Source organism: Bacillus sp. FSL W8-0519 (genome assembly GCF_038005585.1).
In the GTDB taxonomy this organism is placed as follows: Bacteria; Bacillota; Bacilli; order Bacillales; family Bacillaceae_G; genus Bacillus_A; species Bacillus_A paranthracis.
Window position 1 is genome coordinate 1510696 of record NZ_JBBOTL010000001.1, and the last position, 21891, is coordinate 1532586.

Genomic DNA, 21891 nt, shown 5'->3' on the forward strand with positions numbered 1-21891 from the left:
GAAAAGAACCATCTATTTTCTATTTCATATAATAAAAATTATATTCATTGGTTGCGTAGGGAGGGTATGAGATGAGGCTGGAACGATTAAATTACAATAAGATAAAAATTTTCTTAACATTTGATGATTTATCTGAACGAGGATTAACGAAAGAAGATTTGTGGAGAAATGCACCGAAAGTACAGCAATTATTTCGTGATATGATGCAAGAAGCAAATAAAGAATTGGGATTTGAAGCGGATGGCCCGATTGCAGTTGAAGTATTTTCTCTACAAGCGCAAGGAATGGTCGTAATTGTAACGAAAGAACATCAAGAAGCGGATACAGATGATGAGTTCCGTGACGAGTTTATTGAAATGCAAGTGACTCTAGATGAAAGCGAGCATATCCTTTATGAGTTTGCTACACTAGATGACGTAATTAACCTGTCGAATCGTTTATATAACCTTGATGTAACTGGCGGAAAATTATATACGTGGGATGGGCGTTTCTATCTTTGGATGGAAGAAGAGGAGCAAATACAATTACTGAAGGCAGATTTTATAGCTATTTTAGCGGAATATGGTAATCCGTCTACAGCAACTATTTATCGTCTAATGGAGTATGGTAAAGAATTAATGGCTTCTCAAGCAATTGAACAAATACACAATTACTTTGTGAAAAAACAAAACCTTAGCTAATGTAACATAGCTAAGGTTTTGTTTTTTACCTTACTTAAATGTATTTTTTCAAAGTACTGTACATGAATAAAATAAAAAATATTTAAATATTTAAGTATTTTACTTTTCTAAAAGCGATAAAAGGACTATAATGATAGTGAAAACGCTTGCAAAAGAAAATACTTTGTATATATTTGTTAGCGTTTTCTATTGCATTCCAAATTTAACGGTGTATACTAGGCAATGAAGGTTTACTAAACAAGTGAAATTACAGGGGGTTTACTTACTATGGTAGCCGAAAAGGGAACTCAAACAAAAACACAACAACAAAGGGAACAACATTTTGAACTATTGAATTCAACACAAATTGTTATTAGTGAAGCGTTAGAAAAATTGGGTTATCCAAACGAAGTATATGAATTATTAAAAGAACCAGTTCGTATGATGACAGTGAAAATACCAGTTCGTATGGATGACGGGACTGTTAAAATATTTACAGGATATCGTGCACAACATAATGATGCTGTTGGTCCAACGAAAGGTGGAATTCGCTTCCATCCGAATGTAACAGAAAATGAAGTGAAAGCACTTTCAATTTGGATGAGTTTAAAATGTGGTATTGTTGATTTACCATATGGCGGAGGTAAAGGTGGAATTATCTGTGACCCGCGTGAAATGTCATTCCGTGAGTTAGAAAGATTAAGCCGCGGTTATGTACGAGCAATTAGCCAAATCGTAGGACCGACGAAAGATATTCCAGCTCCAGATGTATTCACAAACTCTCAAATTATGGCATGGATGATGGATGAGTATAGCCGTATTGACGAATTTAATTCACCAGGATTTATTACAGGTAAGCCACTTGTATTAGGTGGATCACATGGACGTGAAACAGCAACAGCGAAAGGTGTTACAATTTGTATTCGCGAAGCTGCAAAAAAACGCGACATTGATATTAAAGGTGCACGCGTTGTTGTTCAAGGATTCGGTAATGCTGGTAGCTTCTTAGCTAAATTTATGCATGATGCAGGTGCGAAAGTTATTGCGATCTCAGATGCTTACGGCGCATTGCATGATCCAAACGGATTAGATATTGATTATTTATTAGACCGTCGTGATAGCTTCGGTACAGTAACAAAACTATTTAATAATACAATTTCAAACAAAGAATTGTTAGAACTTGATTGCGACATTTTAGTTCCAGCTGCAATTGAGAACCAAATTACAGAAGAAAATGCTAATGATATTAAAGCAAAAATCGTTGTTGAAGCTGCAAATGGTCCAACAACATTAGAAGCAACTAAAATTTTAACAGATCGCGGAATTTTACTTGTTCCAGACGTATTAGCGAGTGCTGGTGGGGTAACAGTATCTTACTTTGAGTGGGTACAAAATAACCAAGGTTACTACTGGACTGAAGAAGAAGTAGAACAACGTTTAGAAAAAGTAATGGTAAGATCATTTGATTCTATTTATGAAACAGCACAAGTTCGTAAAGTGAATATGCGCTTAGCAGCGTATATGGTCGGTGTTCGTAAAATGGCTGAAGCAAGTCGCTTCAGAGGTTGGGTATAATATTATATTGTGAGAAAACGTGATTCCTTTCGAGGGAATCACGTTTTTTTGTTGAAGCATTAGAGTGAGGTGTTGTAAATGGGAAATGAAATGTTGGAACGGGTAGAACAATTAGAAGAAAAGGTTAAGAGGTTAGAGGGAGAACTTGCAAGAACGACGAAAGCCAAAAAGACAAGTATTGTTCGGGTGTTCGGGGAAGGGCTACTGTTTTTAATATTTGGTGCGGTTGTAGTAGGGCCAATTATCGCCTTTGTAATCACGATTCTTACTGGATTTGCTGAAAAATAAAATAAAAAAGAAAAGAACGCTTGTTCTACACGAACAAACGTGCTATACTCTCCTTAGATAAACAAAACGGAAATGATTTTAAGGAGAGATAAATGATGAAAATGACAGTAGACCAAAGATTTATGATGCCAGCAGATGTTGTAGAACGAGTGGAAGTATTAAGAAACAAACAAAGTAAGCGCGGCACATTATTACAATCAGTAAATAAATTTTTCGGTTTAGATACGAAAGAAGATTGTGTTTGGTTTTACGGTTTTTATGGAGTTGCTGTAAGTATTTTATTATTTATGGTGTTCACATCAAATATTTTCGATTTTCTCTTCGCGTAAGAAATATGCTATAAGGACATTGCTACCGAATACATATATAAAGAAGTAAGGTAATCTTCTGAAGCGGGAGTTGGTAGTAATGGCGATGTTTCCTATAGAGCGTAACTATATTGGATATGGAAGTTCACGGCCGGGAATTCCTCTTTCTAAAGTAAGGTTTATTGTAAGCCATGATACGGGGAATCCTGGTAGCAATGCGATTGGGAATCGGGATTATTTTAATGAAATACAACCGAAAGCTTCGGCACATACATTTATAGATGACAAAACAATACTAGAAATTATTCCTATAAATGAAGTTGCTTATCATGTTCGATATGGTGTGCCGACAGATAATGACTTATATGGGTATGATGCCAATAAGGCTGCCATTGGAGTGGAGCTTTGTTATGGCGGTGATGTTAATTTTTGGGAAGCATATACACGTTTTACGTGGTATCATGCGTATTTATGTCAAAACTTCGGCTTGAATCCGAAAAAAGATATCGTATCACATAAAACACTTGATCCAGCCAGAAAGATTGATCCTGAAAATGTTTTAGGGAAACAAGGTATTAAATTTCAGCAGTTTTTAGCAGATGTCTATCGGATGTACGTTTCGTTTAGATGACAAATATATGAAAAATGAATACAATAAAGATAGGTGCCTACTGCTGTAAGTAGGTTTTTTCTTGTTTTTATAAATAGTGTATTGGTAGAAGACTAGGAGTGAACCGAGTATGCAGAAAGAAACAGCTATCATAATTGGAGGCGGTCCGTGCGGATTAGCAGCAGCAATTTCGTTGCAAAAGGTAGGGATAAATCCGTTAGTAATTGAAAAAGGAAACATTGTAAATGCGATTTATAATTATCCAACCCATCAAACATTTTTCTCTTCTAGTGAAAAATTAGAAATTGGTGATGTAGCTTTTATTACAGAAAATCGTAAGCCTGTTCGAAATCAAGCGCTTGCGTATTATCGTGAAGTAGTAAAGCGTAAATCTGTACGTGTAAATGCTTTTGAACGAGTAGAGAAAGTTCAAAAAGATGGAGAAGTTTTTCAGGTTGAAACGACAAAGCGTGACGGAAGTAAAGAAATGTATATAGCGAAATATATTGTTGTAGCAACTGGATATTATGACAATCCAAATTATATGAACGTTCCAGGTGAGGAATTGAAGAAGGTAGCTCACTATTTTAAAGAAGGACATCCTTATTTTGATCGAGATGTAGTAGTTATAGGTGGGAAAAACTCGAGTGTAGATGCCGCGTTAGAGCTTGTGAAAGCTGGTGCGCGTGTAACGGTACTATATCGCGGAAGTGAGTATTCACCAAGCATAAAGCCTTGGATTTTGCCAGAGTTTGAGGCGTTAGTTCGAAATGGTACAATTCACATGCATTTCGGGGCTCATGTGAAAGAAATTACTGAACATACATTAACGTATACAGTTGATGGCGAAGCATATACAATCCAAAATGATTTTGTATTTGCGATGACTGGTTACCATCCTGATCATAGTTTCTTAACAAAGATGGGTGTTCGGATTGATGAAGCGACAGGACGTCCAATTTATGCAGAGGATACGATGGAAACGAACGCTGCAAATATTTTCATTGCAGGTGTAATTGCTGCTGGAAATAATGCAAATGAAATATTTATTGAGAACGGTCGATTTCATGGGGATGCGATTGCGCAAACCATTGCAACAAGAGAAATATAAAAAGAAGCTGTCGGAATAAACTTCGACAGCTTCTTTTTTAATCGTGCATAAACATGTTTTGGATTGCTTCATGAGAAGTTGTATTCTCTAATGCAACTAATAATTTAATACGTGCTTTTTGAGCGTTTAAACCGTATGTGAATACAATACCCATATCTTTTAATTGTTTGCCGCCACCTTCATATGAATATACATCTTGAACGATCCCATTGAAACAGCGAGAAACTAATACGACAGGAATTCCTTTATTTATTAGCCGTTCTAGACTAGGAAGTGTTCTTGGAGGTAAATTACCTTGTCCAAGCGCTTCAATAACAATCCCGTCTACTGGAAGATTTTCAATTGCTGCTAACAATGTATCGTCCATACCAGCGTACGCTTTTAGAACGACTACATTTTTAGAAACCTTATTTACTGAATATGTTTCGTGATGTACTAAAGCATGGTGGAATACAACACCACGTTTTGTTACCATACCGATTGGTCCATACTGTGGACTTTGGAATGTTGCTACATTACTTGTATGTGTTTTCGTTACGTTTGTAGCGCAATGAATTTCGTCGTTTAATACGACTAAAACGCCTTTTTCGGCAGCTTCACTACTGCTAGCGACTTTTACAGCTGATAAGAAGTTATATAGACCATCAGCACCTAATTCATTGCTAGAGCGCATTGCGCCTGTTACAACGATCGGAATAGTTGCTTGTACTGTTAAATCTAAGAAATAGGCCGTTTCTTCTAATGTATCCGTACCATGCGTAATGACTACGCCATGAATGTTGTCTTGTTTTACTCTTTCATCAATGATGACTTGTAATTGTAACATTTCGCTCGGTGTCATATGAGGAGATGGTAGATGAAACACATCTTCAACGATTAAATCAACATCGCCTTCTAAATCAGGAATGAATTTTAAAAGAGGATTTTTTTCACCTGGTTGTACGACCCCAGTTTCTTTATCTTCCTCCATTGCAATTGTTCCACCTGTGTGTAAAACTAGGATTCTTTTCAATGCTTATACCCCTTTCAAGTAAAAAAATACATTTAGAACATAACATGTTTTGAGTAAATTCGACAATGGAAATGTATAAAAGTATGCCTCGAAAATGACAATAAAATGAAATGCTATATGTACGATGTATAAAATTACGAAACGAAATGTGCAAATACAGTATAGGAGGGAGCCATTACGTTGAAAAAGATGGAGAGAATGCTTATTCGTATATTAATAATACAATTCATTTGTCTTTCTGTTGTGCAATTGTTATTTATACATAAGTCATCAGTGAAATATTTATCTAAAATTGTTTATTATGAAGGTGTCATGGTAAAAAACAAAGCAGAAATCTTACAGGTGAATAGGTAGTTTTCATTTTCTTCTATGAAGGATTATGCTACAATAATTGAGGATTTAATGACGTGAAGCAAATGAGAAGAAGCAGGAGAATACCTGCTTTTCGTTTTGTTTTATAAGTGAAAAAATGAGGTGTTACAATGGATAAACGAATTTCAATTGCTATAGATGGTCCAGCAGCTGCTGGAAAAAGTACAGTTGCGAAAGTTGTAGCGAAGAAGCTTTCTTACGTTTATATTGATACAGGCGCAATGTATCGTACGATTACATACGCAGCCCTTGAGCAAAAAGTGGATATTGAAAATGAAGAGCAGTTAATGGAAGTTGTAAAAAATGTGAAAATCGAGTTTCAGCAAGGAGAAAATACACAACTTGTATTTTTAAATGGACAAGATGTTTCTGAAGTCATTCGTACACCTGAGGTAACGAATCGAGTATCGATTGTGGCGAAACATCGCCTTGTTCGTGAAGAAATGGTACGCCGTCAACAAGAGTTAGCGGAAAAAGGCGGCGTTGTAATGGATGGTCGTGATATTGGTACACATGTGTTACCAGATGCTGAAGTGAAGATCTTTATGCTTGCTTCTGTTGAAGAAAGAGCAGAAAGAAGACATTTAGAAAATATGAATAAAGGTTTCGATTCTAATTTAGAGCAATTAAAAGAAGAAATTGCTCAGCGTGATAAATTAGATTCAGAACGCGAAGTTTCTCCTCTAAAAAAAGCTGATGATGCATTGGAATTAGATACAACTTCTTTATCAATTGAAGAAGTTGTCCAAAAAATTATGGGTATTGTTTCGGGAGTGTTTGCGAAATAAAGAAAGGGGGTAGCCTCTTTCTTTTTTGTTTATATAAAAATGTAAAGGATACGTGAATTGTGAGTCTCTTTCCTTGACAAATGACCGGATTTATAAGAAGTTAGTTAAAGAGGAATAAAACTGTCAGAATATATTCGCTATTATATTTCAAAACATACTTTCTTCAACATGATTTTGCTGTATACTATTTATATAGGTTTAATATATTTTCTAGTGAAATGTATGAAGCTTACGTATGTGATGATAAATTCTTAAACATGCAAATGAAAACAATTGTTTTCATTTCGTATATACATAAAAAATGCTTTGTCAATTCTGTAGGGAGGTATTTCCATGGTAGAGAAAATGAATGAAGAAGTTATGGATTCAAAAGAATTACAAGTTGGTGACGTTGTTACAGGTTCTGTAACGAAAGTTGAAGAGAAACAAGTGCTTGTAAATGTTGGATACAAAACAGATGGCGTAATTCCAATTAGTGAATTAGCTAACGTTCATATTGAAAAAGCAAGCGATGTTGTAGAATTAGATCAAACACTAGAATTAAAGGTTATTAAGTTAGAAGAGGATGATCTTGTATTATCTAAACGTGCTGTTGATGCAGAAAAAGCATGGGTAGAATTACAAGAGAAATTTACTTCTGGTCACGTATTTGATGTTACCGTAAAAGATATCGTGAATGGTGGATTAGTTGTGGACCTTGGTGTTCGTGGCTTTATACCAGCTTCACTTGTAGAAGTACATTATGTAGAAGATTTTACTGACTATAAAGGCAAAACATTAGCCGTGAAAATTGTTGAATTGGACCGTGAAAAAAATCGTGTAATCCTTTCGCATAAAGCGGTAGTAGAATTAGAACTAGATTCTAAGAAGAAAGAAGCAATTTCTTCATTAAAAGAAGGCGACGTTGTTGAAGGGACAGTACAACGACTAACGGATTTTGGTGCTTTCGTTAATGTTGGCGGTGTGGACGGTTTAGTTCATATTTCACAAATTTCACACGAACGTGTAGAGCAACCTTCTGAAGTATTAGAGCAAGGTCAAAAGGTAAAAGTAAAGGTATTATCTGTTGATGCTGACACACAACGTATTTCTTTATCAATTAAAGCAGCTCAACCGGGACCTTGGGAAAATGTTGGTGGCGAAGTAAAAGCTGGAGATATTCGTGAAGGAGTAGTAAAACGTCTTGTTACATTCGGTGCATTCGTTGAAATTTTACCGGGCGTTGAAGGTCTTGTGCATGTATCTCAAATTGCAAATCGTCACGTGAAAAATCCAAATGAAGTATTGGAAATGGGACAAGAAGTAAAAGTGAAAGTGCTTGAAGTGCATGTAGCAGAGAAACGTATTTCTTTAAGTATAAAAGAAGCGCTTGAGGAAAATAATGTAACTGAAGATTATAGTCAGTATGAACCGAATGCTGATTCTGCTACTTTCCAATTAAGTGACATTATTGGTGAACAACTGAAAAAATTAAAAAAATAAAGAGGGGTACAAGTGGTAAGGGCAAAACGTAAATTAGATCATATTGAATACGCTCTTTCTACTGGTCAGTCTCGTACGCATGGCTTTCATGATATTGATTTTGTGCATCAAAGCTTGCCAAATTCAAATTATGATACAATAACATGTGAAACAAAAATCGGCGAACTTTCACTAAGTTCGCCGATTTTTATCAATGCGATGACTGGTGGTGGAGGAGAGAAAACGTTACATATTAATGAGCAATTAGCATATGTAGCGAAACATCATAACCTTGCTATGGCTGTAGGATCGCAAATGGCAGCGTTAAAAGATGAAAGTGAGGCTGCTTCTTATAAGATTATTAGAAAGGTAAATCCAAATGGTATTTTCTTTGCTAATTTAGGTAGTGAGGCAACTGTTGAACAGGCAGAGCGTGCTGTTGATATGGTTGAAGCGAATGCATTGCAAATTCATTTAAATGTCATACAAGAGTTAACGATGCCAGAAGGAGACCGTGACTTTACTGGTGTACTTCAGCGTATTGAGAAAATTGTTTTAAATAGTAAAGTTCCTGTCATTGTAAAAGAAGTTGGATTTGGGATGAGTAAGGAAACAATGCAACAGTTAGCGAGCGTAGGTGTAACGGCAATTGATATTGGCGGACAAGGTGGTACGAATTTTGCTGCTGTTGAAAATGAAAGAAGACAGCGAATGCTTTCTTATTTTAATAACTGGGGCATACAAACAGCTACCTCGATTATTGAAGCAACCTCTACAAATAATAACCTCTCTTTTATTGCATCTGGGGGTATACAAACAGCGCTTGACGTAGCGAAAGCAATCGCATTAGGGGCGAATACAACTGCTTTTGCTGGATACTTTTTACGCATTTTAATGCAAGATGGCATCGAGAAGTTAGTGGATGAAATTGATCTATTACATGCAGACTTGAAATTTATTATGACAGCTCTTGGCGCGAAGACGATAGAAGAGTTACAGTCTGTTCCTCTTGTTGTAAAGGGCGAAACGTATCATTGGTTAACGCAGCGTGGCATTGATACGACGCATTATAGTAGAAGATAAAAAATCGACCGTTTGGTTGATTTTTTTGTTTTCTATTCATTTTAGTAATATAAAGCGAGGGATGGAATTGATATTCTAGAAAAATGAAATAATTCCTATATATAAACAGTATCTTGTAAAATTTGCGACTGAGAAATGTAGATAATGTGCCATTGAATTATTGCAGAAGGTTTAATTTTTCTAAGAAAAATAGGTATGGATAAAAATAAAGTTTAGAAAGATTTGTATGTGAAATGTTATTTCAATATGAATAGAAATTATGAAGAAATATGTAAAAGACGGTTTCGTACAATATCGAAACCGTCTTTTTGTATTCATTAGTGCTGATTCTGTTTTCGAGCTTGCTCAGGTGTATCAAGTCCAGTTGCACCCGGATATTGTAGTGATTGGTCACGATCAGATTCAACGCGGCGAGATTCTCTTAGTTTTCGTTCTTGACGATCTTTACCCATAATGAATAGCACCTCCTTATTAAAAGTGTTGCTGTTATATGAAAAAACTATGCGCGAAGAAAGTGGATTAACTTTCATAAAAAGTTCCCATAATGGAAAACATAGGAGGTGAAATGATGGAAGGGAGTACTTTTTATTTTGTAGCTTGGATAGGGTGGATTGTCGTAACATTTTTTATGAAAAAGGACTCTATTCGGTGGAAGATAAGCGCCTGTATATTGATTTTTATTATTTGTTCTCCGTTACATGTAACGATTGCTTCATTTACGGTATCAGTAAATGCACTTTTACTTTCTGGTATAGCTTTTATAGGACTCACGCTCTATTCTATTTGGAAAAAATTATATAGCTTACTTTCGGCACTTATTATTGCAATGTTATATACAAGTTTTCATTTGTTAGAAGTATATGATCCAATTTGGATTGTGGTGGACAGGTTGTTTTTGTTAAGTAGTGCTCTTGTATATGCATCCGTTTTATTACATGAGGATCGCATATTACGACTATGTTCTCTTTATATAGGAATGTTACAGGGAGAATTGTTTGTGACAATTATTTTTCGGAAACTGCATTTTCCTTACGATTACGGTAGTTTAGCGTTTTTTGATATCGTTGCTGTTTCTACATTATTCATGGCAATTTTATTTTGGATTGCGAAAGTCTCCGTACACATGGAACAGTTTAAGAGGAAAATACGTAAAAGAAAGGCGAGGGTAATACATGATTGAATATACACCGGCCATTTTATGCGGCGTAATAGCAGGGACGGTAACGAGAGTGCTCATGCTTCGGACAGATACCCGGCAATATCCGACGAGGCTCCACGGGAAAATTATTCATATTGCGATGGGGTTAATTGCGGCGGCTTTAGGAGCGATTGCAATTCCGTCTATATTGAAAAAAGATTTTTCTGCCATTACGTTTCTTACGTTAGCAGCAACACAGTTTCGTGATGTGCGTAATATGGAAAGAAATACACTTCAACAATTAGATGGTTATGAGCTTGTACCACGTGGGAATACATATATTGAAGGAATTGCATTAGTTTTTGAAAGTCGCAACTATTTGGCGATGTTAACGTCGTTTGTAACGACGTTTGCTTATATAGGGTTCCGTTCATGGATTGCTGGAGTCGTTATGGCTATCATCGCATTTTTTATCGCGAAAACATTAATGTCTGGTAAGAGGTTGCATGATCTTGTTGATATCGAGCATGTTCCACTTCGTTTTGAAGGGGCGGGGCTATATATTGATAATATTTACATTATGAATATTGGATTGCCAGCAAGACAAGAGGAAATTATGAAATATGGAATGGGCTTTATTTTAAGACCGAAATCAATTGATGCGATGGTGACAATCTCAAACTTAGGGCAACGACAAGCTATTTTACATGATGTTTCTGTTGCTTTAGGGATTTATAGAGATTCTGGTACGCCGGCACTTGCGCCGCTAGCAAAGCGTGATTTAGAGGATGGCAGGGTTGGAATCTTTGTCTTACCACAAGATCAAGATGTGGAGAAAGCAATAGGTGTCATAGGGAACGTGCCGACGTTAGAAAGTGCTGTTCATATGTCATCGGAAGCCCCGAAAGGAAGGGGAGATAAGAGATGATGTTAGAAAGTGTAATTCTTGCAGTTATTACAACGACTCCGGAGAAATTTGCTGGTGGTGCCCCTCTGTTTACTTGTGAATCGACAGAGGAGTTAGAATTTGTTGCAAATAATTTAGAGGCAATTCTAGATGGCATTGCGCATCGCTTACAAGAGAATGTATATATTATTGTGAAACATTAGCAACGTGTGTTATAATGTGAGGTGTTTTGATACGCTGAGAAATATTCTGGAATGCAAATCCCTTCTTGCACAAAGAAGGGTTTTTTACATAATAAACAGAAGCAAGTTGAAAGGATGAAAGTATATGCCGAAACCAGTAATAGCAATAGTAGGCCGCCCGAACGTAGGGAAATCTACTATTTTCAATAGAATTGTTGGAGAGAGAGTTTCAATTGTAGAAGATATTCCAGGTGTAACGCGCGACCGTATTTATAGCGCTGGAGAATGGTTAAATCATGAATTTAACATTATTGATACAGGTGGAATTGATATTGGAGACGAGCCATTTTTGACACAAATTCGTCAACAAGCTGAAGTGGCAATTGATGAAGCGGATGTTATCATTTTTATGACAAATGGTCGTGACGGTGTAACAGCAGCTGATGAAGAAGTTGCGAAAATATTATATCGTTCAAATAAACCGGTTGTACTTGCAGTAAATAAAGTGGACAATCCGGAAATGCGCAGTGACATTTATGATTTCTATGCATTAGGATTTGGTGAGCCATTCCCAATTTCAGGTACACACGGATTAGGATTAGGTGACTTATTAGACGAAGCTGCACAGCATTTTCCAAAGATTGAAGAAGACGGATATGATGAAGATACAATTCGTTTCTCTTTAATTGGACGTCCAAACGTAGGGAAATCATCACTTGTAAATGCTCTTCTTGGTCAAGAGCGTGTAATTGTTAGTAATGTAGCAGGAACAACTCGTGATGCTGTCGATACACCATATAGTAAAGATGGAAAAGATTATGTAATTATCGATACAGCTGGTATGCGTAAAAAAGGGAAAGTGTATGAAAGTACAGAAAAGTATAGTGTACTTCGTGCACTAAGAGCGATTGAACGTTCTGACGTTGTTTTAGTCGTTTTAGACGGTGAAGAAGGAATTATTGAACAAGATAAAAAAATCGCTGGATACGCTCATGATTCAGGGCGAGCTGTCGTGATCGTTGTAAACAAATGGGACGCAGTGAAAAAAGATGAGAAAACAATGAAAGCATTTGAAGAAAACATCCGTGCTCATTTCCAATTTTTAGAGTACGCACCGATTGTATTCTTATCTGCAAAAACGAGAAAACGTACACAAACGTTAATACCGGTTATCGATGAGGTAAATGAAAGCCATAGTATCCGTATTCAAACGAACGTATTAAATGATGTAATTATGGATGCGGTAGCGATGAATCCAACGCCAACGCATAATGGTAGTCGTCTGAAGATTTTCTATGCAACACAAGTTGCGGTAAAACCACCAACATTTGTTGTGTTTGTAAACGATCCAGAACTATTGCACTTCTCATATGAGCGCTTCTTAAAGAATCGTTTACGTGAATCATTCGGCTTTGTAGGAACACCGATTCACATTATCGCTAGAGCAAGAGACTAATGGAGAGGATGTGATTTTATGACAAAAATCACAGTAGTTGGAGCAGGTAGCTGGGGAACAGCGTTAGCGATGGTATTAGCTGACAATGGGCATGATGTACGTATTTGGGGAAATCGTTCTGAACTTATGGATGAGATTAATACAAAACATGAGAATAGTCGATATCTCCCAGGAATTACATTGCCAAGCACAATCGTAGCCTACTCTTCTTTAGAAGAAGCATTAGTAGATGTAAATGTAGTACTTCTTGTAGTACCAACGAAAGCGTATAGAGAAGTACTGCAAGATATGAAGAAATATGTAGCGGGCCCGACTACTTGGATTCATGCAAGTAAAGGAATTGAACCTGGTACGTCAAAACGTATTTCGGAAGTGATTGAGGAAGAAATTCCAGAGGACTTGATTAAAGATGTTGTTGTACTGTCTGGACCGAGTCATGCTGAAGAAGTAGGGTTGCGTCAAGCGACAACTGTTACGTCTGCAGCAAAGCGTATGGAAGCGGCTGAGGAAGTACAAGATTTGTTTATGAATAGTTACTTCCGTGTATACACAAATCCAGATATCGTTGGAGTTGAACTTGGTGGTGCGTTAAAAAATATTATCGCATTAGCTGCTGGGATAACTGATGGTCTTGGATTAGGGGATAATGCGAAAGCGGCATTAATGACGCGTGGTTTAACGGAGATTGCTCGTTTAGGAAGAAAAATGGGTGGAAATCCGTTAACGTTTGCTGGACTAACTGGTATGGGTGACTTAATTGTAACTTGTACAAGTGTTCATAGCCGAAATTGGCGTGCTGGAAATATGCTTGGAAAAGGACACTCTTTAGAAGAAGTGTTAGAAAGTATGGGTATGGTTGTCGAAGGTGTAAGAACAACGAAAGCTGCTCATGAATTGGCAGAAAAAATGGAAGTAGAAATGCCGATTACAGCTGCTTTATATGATGTGCTATTCAATGGGAATAATGTAAAAGATGCAGTAGGCTCATTAATGGGGCGTGTTCGAAAACACGAAGTGGAAGCTATACCTGACTTACTTTAAAGAAAAGCGACAGAAGTACATTTGTACTTCTGTCGCTTTTTATTTTTTGGGTCTTTTCACCATTTTTTTATTTTTGCATAGGATGAAGAGTAACTTGAGGAGAGGGTGAAAAGAATGGATAACAACATTTTTAATAACATTGAAAAAGAAGCGAAAGTGAATAAAGAAGATATTTTTAAATTAGCATCATCTGTACAAAATGCGAATTTACGTGATGAGACTGTACTTCGTCAATTGATTCATCAAGTGGCTCTTATGGCAGGACGTGAAGTGCCGAAAGAACAAGAGGATCAAATTGTAAAAGCGATTATTAACAATAATATGCCGACAGATTTTGGCTCGTTAAGCAAAATGTTTAAAAAATAAAATATGAGAAACAAAGAGTTTGTAAATTGCATATGATAGCCATGAAAGTATGGGAATAGAGCTGTTTTGGGCATATTTGGTCAACCGAAGCGAGAGATATGCTCGCTTCGGTTTTATTTTTATCTAGACTGGTGGAAAATGCTGAAAAACCTATTGATTAAAACTACATATTCTCGATTTGTAGTAAAATGTTCTTTTTTGTATTTGTTTAAAGATTTTAATTTGTTAAAATAGTATAAAAATAGATTAATAAAAAGGGGTGTGTATATGTCGGAAGGGCTTATAAAAATGTGGTTTGCTTTAGGGGCAATTGGATTTATGTTTTTTGCAGTAAGTTTTATTTTACTAAGCAGATATAAAATAAAGAATAAAGTTTTGAAAGGGATTACAGCATTGGTAGCGTACACCCTCATGATTGTGTCAGGAATTGTTATTTTTCTTGTTGTATTTAGTGGTCCTGTACAGCAGTAAAGGGCATGGTACGGAGCGAGTTATATTAGTATGAAAAGGTGATTACTAGTGAAAAAAGTCCATATTATTTTAATATTTTGTTGTATGAGCATTTTAACAGGGTGTCTGTATCCAAAAGAAAATATGAAACAAAATGCTGTTCCTTATGAAGATCAGTTGCAGGTCGTTCAAAAAGCTGTTGCGACATTTAAGGAGCAAAATGACGGGATATTGCCAATTAAGACGCGGGATATGAATACGCCTATTTATCAAAAATACCCAATCGATTTTCAAAAGATTTCTCCGCGTTACATACAAGAAGCACCAGGGAATGCCTATGAAAGCGGGGGAGTATATCAATACGTATTAATAGACGTTGAAACAAACCCAACAGTAAAATTAATTGATGTGAGGATGGCTGAACAAATTCAGCAATTATCATTAAAGCTGAGGATGTATCGAGATGAACATCAATATCCACCTTTTAAAAAGGTAATTTCAGATGGTGTGTATGAATTAGATTTCAAAAAACTTGGATATAAAGATGTACCGCAAGTGACAAGTCCATATTCTGGTAAAGGCCTTCCTTTTGTAATTAATGAGAAGGGAGAAATTTATGTTGATTATAGAATCGACTTATATGAAGCGTTGAAAAAAAATGAAGGGCAATTTAAGGAGGGGGAAGATATTCGAAATATACTTTCGAAAGATTCTCCGTTTGTACCTGCGTATTCTTTACCGTATACGGTAAAGAATGGAGAACCAATTTTTTTAAAATCATAAGTCATGAACCTTTCTTTTAGTGAATAAGTTCTAGAAGAAAGGTTTTTTATGTTACACAACTTGCGATGCAAACAAAAGGTATTTTTTTAATAGTCATATGAAATTGGACAAAATTATATGATATATTGTCCGAACTTCTAGAATACCATTATATTATATCAGATATTATAGGCAACGTTAGAGAAGGTATTAGTTGACTATAAACGTGGAATTATTCCCAAAAATATTGAGGGAGGGAATCACTTGGAAAAGGTAGATATTTTTAAAGATATTGCGGAACGCACAGGCGGTGATATTTATTTTGGAGTTGTAGGAGCTGTTCGAACAGGGAAATCAACATTCATTAAAAAATTTATGGAACTTGTAGTTATTCCTAATATTGAAAATGAGTCTGACCGTCAAAGAGCGCAGGATGAACTACCTCAAAGTGCTGCTGGTCGTACAATTATGACGACGGAACCGAAATTTGTTCCAAACCAAGCGGTTTCTATCGAAGTAGATGAAGGTCTTGAAGTGAATATTCGATTAGTAGATTGCGTCGGATATACTGTTCCAGGAGCAAAAGGTTATGAAGATGAGAATGGCCCGCGCATGATTAATACTCCTTGGTATGAAGAGCCTATTCCATTCCATGAAGCTGCAGAAATCGGAACACGTAAAGTAATTCAAGAACATTCAACAATTGGTGTTGTCATTACAACAGATGGAACGATTGGTGAAATTCCAAGAAGAGATTATATAGAGGCAGAAGAACGCGTCGTAAATGAGCTAAAAGAAGTTGGAAAACCTTTCATTATGATCATTAACACTGTACAGCCGTATCATCCAGATACAGAGCAATTGCGCCAAAGCTTATCTGAAGAATATGATATCCCAGTCATTGCGATGAGTGTTGAAAGTTTAAGGGAAACAGATGTATACAATGTACTTCGAGAGGCGTTATTCGAGTTCCCTGTTTTAGAAGTGAATGTGAACCTTCCGAGCTGGGTAATGGTACTAAATGAAGGGCATTGGTTACGCCAAAGTTATCAAGAAGCCGTTCAAGAGACTGTGAAGGATATAAAACGTCTTCGTGATGTAGACCGTGTCGTATGGCAGTTTAGTCAGTATGAATTTATTGATCGAGCGAGCCTAGCTGGCATTGATATGGGGCAAGGCGTAGCAGAGATTGATTTATATGCACCAGATGAATTATATGATCAAATTTTAAAAGAAGTAGTAGGAGTAGAAATTCGAGGGAAAGATCATTTATTGAAGCTTATGCTCGATTTATCTCATGCGAAAATAGAATACGATCAAGTGGCGGATGCTCTGCGTATGGTCAAACAAACAGGATATGGTGTAGCGGCGCCTGCGTTAGCTGACATGAGTTTAGATGAACCAGAAATTATTCGTCACGGTTCAAGATTTGGTGTGAAATTAAAAGCTGTAGCTCCATCTATTCATATGATTAAAGTAGATGTGGAGTCTACGTTTGAGCCAATCATTGGTACGGAAAAACAAAGTGAAGAACTAGTTCGTTACTTAATGCAAGATTTTGAAGATGATCCATTATCAATTTGGAATTCTGATATATTTGGACGTTCACTGAGTTCTATTGTTCGGGAAGGCATTCAAGCGAAACTATCTTTAATGCCAGAAAATGCGAGATATAAATTAAAAGAAACGCTAGAAAGAATTATTAATGAAGGATCTGGCGGATTAATTGCGATTATATTATAAGAAAAAATCCCTCTCATCGTAGAGGGATTTTTTAATTTTCGCATATAGAATAGGAAAATAAACAGCTATTATCTAATATATTGTTGTAAATTGTCAAGTTTCATCAGATTTTCACATTTTAAGAGTAACAATTTCCTTAAAAATATTGAATTATAAAGGAGAATCGTATAATATAGGCGTTGATAATGATTTATCTACATCTTTGTAGTATAGAATTTGCAAAAATTGCCTACAAATGAAAGTAAGACTCATTTTATGATCATTATACAGTCTTATCTTTGGGAGGAGGTGAATGGCATGAACAAGACAGATTTAATCAATGCTGTTGCAGAAGCAAGTTCCCTTTCTAAAAAGGACGCAACAAAAGCAGTAGACGCTGTTTTTGATTCTATCTTAGAAGCTTTAAAACAAGGTGATAAAGTACAACTGATCGGATTCGGTAACTTCGAAGTTCGTGAGCGTGCGGCTCGTAAAGGTCGTAACCCACAAACAGGTGAGGAGATTGAAATCGCTGCAAGTAAAGTACCTGCATTCAAACCTGGTAAAGCGTTAAAAGATGCGGTTAAATAATCCTTACATATTAACAGGGAAGAAGAGTTTCCTTTTTGGAAACTCTTCTTTTTGCTTTTAAAAACATAAATATGCTAGAATGTGTTCGTATCACTTTTAGGTTTTCGGGAGGGCTAGCGGATGGCAAAAGTTAATTTAGAACAAATTGAACATGCAGTACGCCTTATTTTAGAGGCAATTGGAGATGATCCTAATCGAGAGGGAGTACTTGATACACCAAAGCGTGTTGCAAAAATGTACGCAGAAGTGTTCTCAGGTATGCATGAAGATCCGAAAGAACATTTACACAAAGTGTTCGGAGAAGATCATGAGGAGCTTGTACTAGTAAAAGATATACCGTTTTATTCGATGTGTGAGCATCATTTAGTTCCATTCTATGGAGTTGCTCACGTTGCATATATTCCGCAAGGCGGAAAAGTGACAGGGTTAAGTAAATTAGCTCGTACTGTAGATACAATTGCACGTCGTCCACAACTGCAAGAACGTATTACATCAACAGTAGCGAACTCTATTATGGAAGTACTAGAGCCGCATGGTGTAATGGTAGTAGTAGAAGCGGAACATATGTGTATGACGATGCGCGGTGTGAAAAAGCCAGGTGCAAAAACAGTAACAACAGCAGTACGTGGTGTGCTAGAAAATGATGCTGCAGCACGTAGTGAAATTTTATCTTTTATTAAAACGAAGTAAAGAAAAGTGGGAAACTGCTTTTCTTTTTTTTTTTTGTAAATAAATGATATAGTTTTAGCGAGGCAGAGTGAGAATAGAAAGATTACTTAAAAGAATAGAAGATGTTATGTAGTTCGGTAGAAGTTTGGAAAGAGTAGCCAAGTTTTGGTTATAGAAAATAGAGTGTATGTGTTATAATAAGTTTTATGAATTAGAAAACAAGGGTGATTTTTGTGTGTGACATCTACGGAGGGTATGCGGGTATAAGAGAGAAATTGATGGTGAAATTACGCCATCCTTATTTTATAAACTATATTGAAGAACCATTTATTGATGAAGAGAAAATCGCATTGTTATATGGTGCTTTAAAAGGTGCAAATTTACATATAGAACAAATTGAGCATTATGTAGTGACGATTATGCTTGTGCAAATTGCGCTTGATACACATGAAAGAGTATCAAATAAAGCAGGGGAAGAAGCGAATGAATCGCATAAGCGTCGCCAGTTAACAGTGCTTGCTGGTGATTACTATAGCGGGTTATATTATTACTTATTGTCTATGAATCGTGATATTGTTTTAATTCGTGCGCTTGCTGAAGGAATTAAAGAAATTAATGAACACAAAATAATGTTATATCAAAAAGCGCATAAAACGGTGGATGACATAATGGAGAGTGTAGTAATGATTGAGTCTGCACTGTTGCAAAAAACATGTGATCATTTTCATTTAGTGCATTGGAAGCCGTTTATAACATATGTACTAGGGAAAAATCGTCTCCAAAAAGAATGTGAACTACATGTTAATAAACAACATTCACCTGTTTTTCAAGCTGTTCAAGGGATTGTGAACGATAAAGCAGATGCAGAAACAGTTATGAATGGATGGATGATGAAACTTAGGAAGAAAGAAAATCAATTTTTAGAAAATCACACAGATATAAGCGAAATAAACTCTGTGTTAAGAGATACATCGAAGACATAAGCAATTTTACATTGGAAGAAGGTACGAGCATGCAACAATCAAAAGAAGAAAGAGTACATGATGTATTTGAGAAAATCTCTGATAAATACGATGTGATGAATTCTGTAATTAGTTTTCAAAGACATAAAGCGTGGCGCAAAGAGACGATGCGCATTATGGATGTAAAACCAGGTAGTAAAGCGCTTGATGTATGTTGCGGAACAGCGGACTGGACAATTGCGCTAGCTGGAGCGGTGGGTGAACAGGGCAAGGTTGTTGGTTTAGACTTCAGCGAAAATATGTTATCTGTTGGTAAGCAAAAGGTAGAGGCGTTACAATTAAAACAAGTAGAACTTCTGCACGGGAATGCAATGGAACTTCCATTTGAAGATAACACGTTTGATTATGTAACGATTGGATTTGGTTTACGTAATGTACCGGATTATATGCACGTATTAAAAGAAATGACGCGTGTAGTAAAACCAGGTGGAAAAGTAATTTGTTTAGAAACATCTCAACCAACAATGATTGGTTTTCGACAAGGTTATATTTTATACTTTAAATATATCATGCCGTTATTTGGAAAGTTATTTGCGAAAAGTTATAAAGAATATTCATGGCTACAAGAATCTGCTAGTACATTCCCAGGTATGAAAGAATTGGCTAATATGTTCGAAAAAGCTGGACTTGAACGTGTGCAAGTGAAGCCATTTACTTTTGGGGTAGCAGCGATGCATTTAGGCATGAAACCAGAATCAAAATAGAAAAAAGAAGTTTTAGGTTAAGGTGAACAATATGAAGTTACAACTTATGTACTCTTTTTTACGATCGGATATTAATGTGATAGAAAAAGAATTAAAAAAGACAGTTGCTTCTGAACAGCCATTAGTAGAAGAGGCGGCATTACAACTTATTGAAGCTGGTGGGAAGCGAATTCGTCCTGTATTTGTGTTGCTTGCGGGGAAATTTGGAGATTATAAGTTAGATGCAATTAAGCATGTAGCTGTTGCGTTAGAACTTATTCATATGGCTTCTCTTGTTCACGATGATGTTATTGATGCTGCGTTTTTACGACGTGGTAGTGCAACTGTGAATGCGAAATGGGGAGATCGTATTGCAATGTATACAGGGGACTATTTATTCGCTAAGTCTCTTGAATGTATAACGAATATTGAAATTCCAGAGGCGCATCAGGCGCTATCGCATACCATTTTAGAAGTTTGTAAAGGTGAAATCGAACAAATTAAAGATAAGTATAACTATGACCAAAATTTAAGAACATATTTAAGAAGAATAAAGCGAAAAACCGCTTTATTAATTGCTGCAAGTTGCCAACTAGGAGCGATTGCTGCTGGCGCTAATCGTGATACGGTAAGCCGTCTGTTTTGGTATGGCTATTTCGTAGGGATGTCGTATCAAATTATTGATGACATTTTAGACTTCGTTTCTACAGAAGAGAAACTTGGAAAACCTGCTGGGGGCGATTTATTGCAAGGAAACATTACGCTTCCTGCCTTATATGCTATGGAAGATCCAATCCTTTGTAAGAAAATCAGATCTGTACATGAAAATACAACAGCGGACGAAATGAAAGAAATTATTGAAGCTGTAAAGAATAGTGCTGCTATTGATAAAGCATTTGCGTTTAGTGAACGTTATTTACATAAAGCATTAGAAATGATAAAACCACTCCCACGTGGACAAGCAAAGTATGCATTACAAAATGTAGCAAAGTATATTGGAAAACGAAAATTTTAGTGTTTTTTCTAAAAAATAAAATAATCTCTCTATTTCAAAACTATTGCACAATTGTGATAAGGGTGTTAATATGTGTGTGGGGATATACAATTACATACATAATTCAGAAGTGGAGAGATTTTTTATGGAAAAAACATTTCTAATGGTTAAACCAGACGGTGTACAACGTGCCTTCATTGGGGAAATTGTAGCTCGTTTTGAGAAGAAGGGCTTTCAATTAGTTGGTGCAAAATTAATGCAAGTCACTCCAGAAATCGCTGGACAACACTATGCTGAGCACACAGAAAAACCTTTCTTTGGTGAATTAGTAGACTTTATTACATCTGGTCCTGTATTCGCAATGGTATGGCAAGGTGAAGGTGTAGTAGATACAGCTCGTAACATGATGGGTAAAACAAGACCACATGAAGCAGCTCCTGGAACAATTCGTGGAGATTTCGGTGTAACTGTTGCCAAAAATATTATCCATGGTTCTGATTCGTTAGAAAGTGCAGAGCGCGAGATTGGTATTTTCTTTAAGGAAGAAGAATTAGTTGACTACTCAAAATTAATGAATGAATGGATTTACTAATTATTTTGAAATAATTTGTAAACGCTTTAATCACTGTGATAATAGTAGA

The 21891-nt window shown here is 36.2% G+C and carries 27 protein-coding genes; 25 read left to right on the plus strand and 2 right to left on the minus strand.

The features are described 5' to 3' along the window. Positions 1–71: 71 nt before the first annotated feature. The 6 genes from NST14_RS07885 (at position 72) to NST14_RS07910 (ending at position 4551) form a co-directional block, all read left to right on the plus strand. Positions 72–680 carry a genetic competence negative regulator gene (locus tag NST14_RS07885; RefSeq protein WP_001235392.1) on the plus strand — a complete coding sequence of 203 codons (609 nt, stop codon included), beginning with the start codon at positions 72–74 and terminating at the stop codon, positions 678–680. Between the two features lie 267 nt (positions 681–947). Further along, positions 948–2234 carry an NAD-specific glutamate dehydrogenase gene (gene gudB / locus NST14_RS07890; RefSeq protein ID WP_000225176.1) on the plus strand — a complete coding sequence of 429 codons (1287 nt, stop codon included), beginning with the start codon at positions 948–950 and terminating at the stop codon, positions 2232–2234. Between the two features lie 78 nt (positions 2235–2312). Further along, positions 2313–2522: a hypothetical protein gene (locus tag NST14_RS07895; protein WP_229142938.1), complete on the plus strand. Its 210-nt coding sequence runs from the start codon at positions 2313–2315 to the stop codon at positions 2520–2522. Positions 2523–2614: 92 nt separating this feature from the next. After that, positions 2615–2851, plus strand: a complete 237-nt coding sequence (locus NST14_RS07900) for a DUF3961 domain-containing protein (protein WP_001983018.1) — start codon at positions 2615–2617, stop codon at positions 2849–2851. A gap of 79 nt (positions 2852–2930) precedes the next feature. Continuing rightward, the gene (locus tag NST14_RS07905; protein ID WP_001240643.1) at positions 2931–3461 is read left to right on the plus strand and encodes a peptidoglycan recognition protein family protein; all 531 of its coding nucleotides are present in this window, start codon (positions 2931–2933) and stop codon (positions 3459–3461) included. A gap of 109 nt (positions 3462–3570) precedes the next feature. Continuing rightward, on the plus strand, positions 3571–4551 hold the full coding sequence (locus NST14_RS07910) for a YpdA family putative bacillithiol disulfide reductase (protein WP_001168493.1): 981 nt from the start codon (positions 3571–3573) through the stop codon (positions 4549–4551). 37 nt (positions 4552–4588) lie between these two features. Here the strand turns inward: NST14_RS07910 and ansA are convergent, their stop codons facing one another. Beyond that, entirely contained in the window at positions 4589–5563 is a 975-nt protein-coding gene (ansA, locus tag NST14_RS07915; protein WP_000822020.1) for an asparaginase, read from the minus strand. Between the two features lie 180 nt (positions 5564–5743). On the opposite strand from ansA, the gene NST14_RS07920 reads away from it, so the two are divergent. From NST14_RS07920 to NST14_RS07935, 4 genes are all read left to right on the plus strand, one after another. Continuing rightward, entirely contained in the window at positions 5744–5917 is a 174-nt protein-coding gene (locus tag NST14_RS07920) for a YpfB family protein (protein ID WP_000738061.1), read from the plus strand. A 128-nt stretch (positions 5918–6045) separates the two neighbouring features. Next, entirely contained in the window at positions 6046–6723 is a 678-nt protein-coding gene (gene cmk / locus NST14_RS07925) for a (d)CMP kinase (protein ID WP_000361264.1), read from the plus strand. 333 nt (positions 6724–7056) lie between these two features. Further along, positions 7057–8205, plus strand: coding sequence for a 30S ribosomal protein S1 (gene rpsA, locus NST14_RS07930; protein ID WP_000229569.1), 1149 nt, complete (start codon positions 7057–7059; stop codon positions 8203–8205). Positions 8206–8217: 12 nt separating this feature from the next. Further along, positions 8218–9267, plus strand: a complete 1050-nt coding sequence (locus NST14_RS07935; RefSeq protein ID WP_000251033.1) for a type 2 isopentenyl-diphosphate Delta-isomerase — start codon at positions 8218–8220, stop codon at positions 9265–9267. Between the two features lie 317 nt (positions 9268–9584). Here NST14_RS07935 and NST14_RS07940 read toward each other — a convergent pair whose 3' ends face one another. Beyond that, entirely contained in the window at positions 9585–9719 is a 135-nt protein-coding gene (locus NST14_RS07940; protein ID WP_000513900.1) for a YpzI family protein, read from the minus strand. A 116-nt stretch (positions 9720–9835) separates the two neighbouring features. On the opposite strand from NST14_RS07940, the gene NST14_RS07945 reads away from it, so the two are divergent. The 15 genes from NST14_RS07945 to ndk all read left to right on the plus strand — a co-directional run bounded on the left by NST14_RS07945 (position 9836) and on the right by ndk (position 21842). Further along, positions 9836–10447 carry a YphA family membrane protein gene (locus tag NST14_RS07945; RefSeq protein ID WP_229142939.1) on the plus strand — a complete coding sequence of 204 codons (612 nt, stop codon included), beginning with the start codon at positions 9836–9838 and terminating at the stop codon, positions 10445–10447. Further along, positions 10440–11333 (plus strand): YIEGIA family protein, encoded by an 894-nt coding sequence (locus tag NST14_RS07950; RefSeq protein ID WP_000575282.1) that lies wholly within the window; start codon positions 10440–10442, stop codon positions 11331–11333. The genes NST14_RS07945 and NST14_RS07950 overlap by 8 nt, the downstream gene beginning before the upstream one ends. After that, positions 11330–11515 carry a capping complex subunit for YIEGIA gene (locus NST14_RS07955; protein ID WP_000979054.1) on the plus strand — a complete coding sequence of 62 codons (186 nt, stop codon included), beginning with the start codon at positions 11330–11332 and terminating at the stop codon, positions 11513–11515. Before NST14_RS07950 ends, NST14_RS07955 begins: the two co-directional genes overlap by 4 nt. Before the next feature lie 124 nt (positions 11516–11639). Further along, positions 11640–12950: a ribosome biogenesis GTPase Der gene (gene der, locus NST14_RS07960; RefSeq protein ID WP_001125893.1), complete on the plus strand. Its 1311-nt coding sequence runs from the start codon at positions 11640–11642 to the stop codon at positions 12948–12950. A gap of 18 nt (positions 12951–12968) precedes the next feature. Further along, on the plus strand, positions 12969–13991 hold the full coding sequence (locus NST14_RS07965; RefSeq protein ID WP_000161776.1) for an NAD(P)H-dependent glycerol-3-phosphate dehydrogenase: 1023 nt from the start codon (positions 12969–12971) through the stop codon (positions 13989–13991). 114 nt (positions 13992–14105) lie between these two features. Continuing rightward, positions 14106–14357 (plus strand): stage VI sporulation protein F, encoded by a 252-nt coding sequence (locus NST14_RS07970; RefSeq protein ID WP_000369754.1) that lies wholly within the window; start codon positions 14106–14108, stop codon positions 14355–14357. A 267-nt stretch (positions 14358–14624) separates the two neighbouring features. Continuing rightward, the gene (locus tag NST14_RS07975; protein WP_001288998.1) at positions 14625–14828 is read left to right on the plus strand and encodes a DUF2768 domain-containing protein; all 204 of its coding nucleotides are present in this window, start codon (positions 14625–14627) and stop codon (positions 14826–14828) included. A gap of 48 nt (positions 14829–14876) precedes the next feature. Then, on the plus strand, positions 14877–15590 hold the full coding sequence (locus NST14_RS07980; RefSeq protein ID WP_049113550.1) for a hypothetical protein: 714 nt from the start codon (positions 14877–14879) through the stop codon (positions 15588–15590). 243 nt (positions 15591–15833) lie between these two features. Further along, a complete protein-coding gene (gene spoIVA / locus NST14_RS07985) occupies positions 15834–17312 on the plus strand; it encodes a stage IV sporulation protein A (RefSeq protein ID WP_000416519.1) in 1479 nt (492 codons plus the stop codon). Positions 17313–17609: 297 nt separating this feature from the next. Beyond that, on the plus strand, positions 17610–17882 hold the full coding sequence (locus NST14_RS07990) for an HU family DNA-binding protein (RefSeq protein WP_001043860.1): 273 nt from the start codon (positions 17610–17612) through the stop codon (positions 17880–17882). 120 nt (positions 17883–18002) lie between these two features. Continuing rightward, a complete protein-coding gene (gene folE, locus NST14_RS07995) occupies positions 18003–18572 on the plus strand; it encodes a GTP cyclohydrolase I FolE (protein ID WP_001151482.1) in 570 nt (189 codons plus the stop codon). 212 nt (positions 18573–18784) lie between these two features. Continuing rightward, positions 18785–19534 (plus strand): heptaprenyl diphosphate synthase component 1, encoded by a 750-nt coding sequence (locus NST14_RS08000; RefSeq protein WP_139303657.1) that lies wholly within the window; start codon positions 18785–18787, stop codon positions 19532–19534. 29 nt (positions 19535–19563) lie between these two features. Further along, on the plus strand, positions 19564–20277 hold the full coding sequence (gene menG / locus NST14_RS08005) for a 2-heptaprenyl-1,4-naphthoquinone methyltransferase (RefSeq protein ID WP_001187667.1): 714 nt from the start codon (positions 19564–19566) through the stop codon (positions 20275–20277). A 31-nt stretch (positions 20278–20308) separates the two neighbouring features. After that, a complete protein-coding gene (hepT, locus tag NST14_RS08010; protein ID WP_000776082.1) occupies positions 20309–21271 on the plus strand; it encodes a heptaprenyl diphosphate synthase component II in 963 nt (320 codons plus the stop codon). A 124-nt stretch (positions 21272–21395) separates the two neighbouring features. After that, the gene (gene ndk / locus NST14_RS08015) at positions 21396–21842 is read left to right on the plus strand and encodes a nucleoside-diphosphate kinase (RefSeq protein WP_000415887.1); all 447 of its coding nucleotides are present in this window, start codon (positions 21396–21398) and stop codon (positions 21840–21842) included. Positions 21843–21891 lie beyond the last annotated feature (49 nt).

Coding starts and splice junctions, on each gene's coding strand:
- NST14_RS07970 (WP_000369754.1), top strand. CDS start 14,106: ATGGATAACAACATTTTTAATAACATTGAAAAAGAAGCGAAAGTGAAT.
- menG (WP_001187667.1), top strand. CDS start 19,564: ATGCAACAATCAAAAGAAGAAAGAGTACATGATGTATTTGAGAAAATC.
- gudB (WP_000225176.1), top strand. CDS start 948: ATGGTAGCCGAAAAGGGAACTCAAACAAAAACACAACAACAAAGGGAA.
- NST14_RS07900 (WP_001983018.1), top strand. CDS start 2,615: ATGATGAAAATGACAGTAGACCAAAGATTTATGATGCCAGCAGATGTT.
- NST14_RS07940 (WP_000513900.1), bottom strand. CDS start 9,719: ATGGGTAAAGATCGTCAAGAACGAAAACTAAGAGAATCTCGCCGCGTT.
- cmk (WP_000361264.1), top strand. CDS start 6,046: ATGGATAAACGAATTTCAATTGCTATAGATGGTCCAGCAGCTGCTGGA.
- NST14_RS07990 (WP_001043860.1), top strand. CDS start 17,610: ATGAACAAGACAGATTTAATCAATGCTGTTGCAGAAGCAAGTTCCCTT.
- NST14_RS07955 (WP_000979054.1), top strand. CDS start 11,330: ATGATGTTAGAAAGTGTAATTCTTGCAGTTATTACAACGACTCCGGAG.
- NST14_RS07950 (WP_000575282.1), top strand. CDS start 10,440: ATGATTGAATATACACCGGCCATTTTATGCGGCGTAATAGCAGGGACG.
- der (WP_001125893.1), top strand. CDS start 11,640: ATGCCGAAACCAGTAATAGCAATAGTAGGCCGCCCGAACGTAGGGAAA.
- NST14_RS07975 (WP_001288998.1), top strand. CDS start 14,625: ATGTCGGAAGGGCTTATAAAAATGTGGTTTGCTTTAGGGGCAATTGGA.
- NST14_RS07965 (WP_000161776.1), top strand. CDS start 12,969: ATGACAAAAATCACAGTAGTTGGAGCAGGTAGCTGGGGAACAGCGTTA.
- rpsA (WP_000229569.1), top strand. CDS start 7,057: ATGGTAGAGAAAATGAATGAAGAAGTTATGGATTCAAAAGAATTACAA.
- hepT (WP_000776082.1), top strand. CDS start 20,309: ATGAAGTTACAACTTATGTACTCTTTTTTACGATCGGATATTAATGTG.
- NST14_RS07885 (WP_001235392.1), top strand. CDS start 72: ATGAGGCTGGAACGATTAAATTACAATAAGATAAAAATTTTCTTAACA.
- NST14_RS07945 (WP_229142939.1), top strand. CDS start 9,836: ATGGAAGGGAGTACTTTTTATTTTGTAGCTTGGATAGGGTGGATTGTC.
- NST14_RS07895 (WP_229142938.1), top strand. CDS start 2,313: ATGGGAAATGAAATGTTGGAACGGGTAGAACAATTAGAAGAAAAGGTT.
- ndk (WP_000415887.1), top strand. CDS start 21,396: ATGGAAAAAACATTTCTAATGGTTAAACCAGACGGTGTACAACGTGCC.
- NST14_RS07905 (WP_001240643.1), top strand. CDS start 2,931: ATGGCGATGTTTCCTATAGAGCGTAACTATATTGGATATGGAAGTTCA.
- NST14_RS07910 (WP_001168493.1), top strand. CDS start 3,571: ATGCAGAAAGAAACAGCTATCATAATTGGAGGCGGTCCGTGCGGATTA.
- folE (WP_001151482.1), top strand. CDS start 18,003: ATGGCAAAAGTTAATTTAGAACAAATTGAACATGCAGTACGCCTTATT.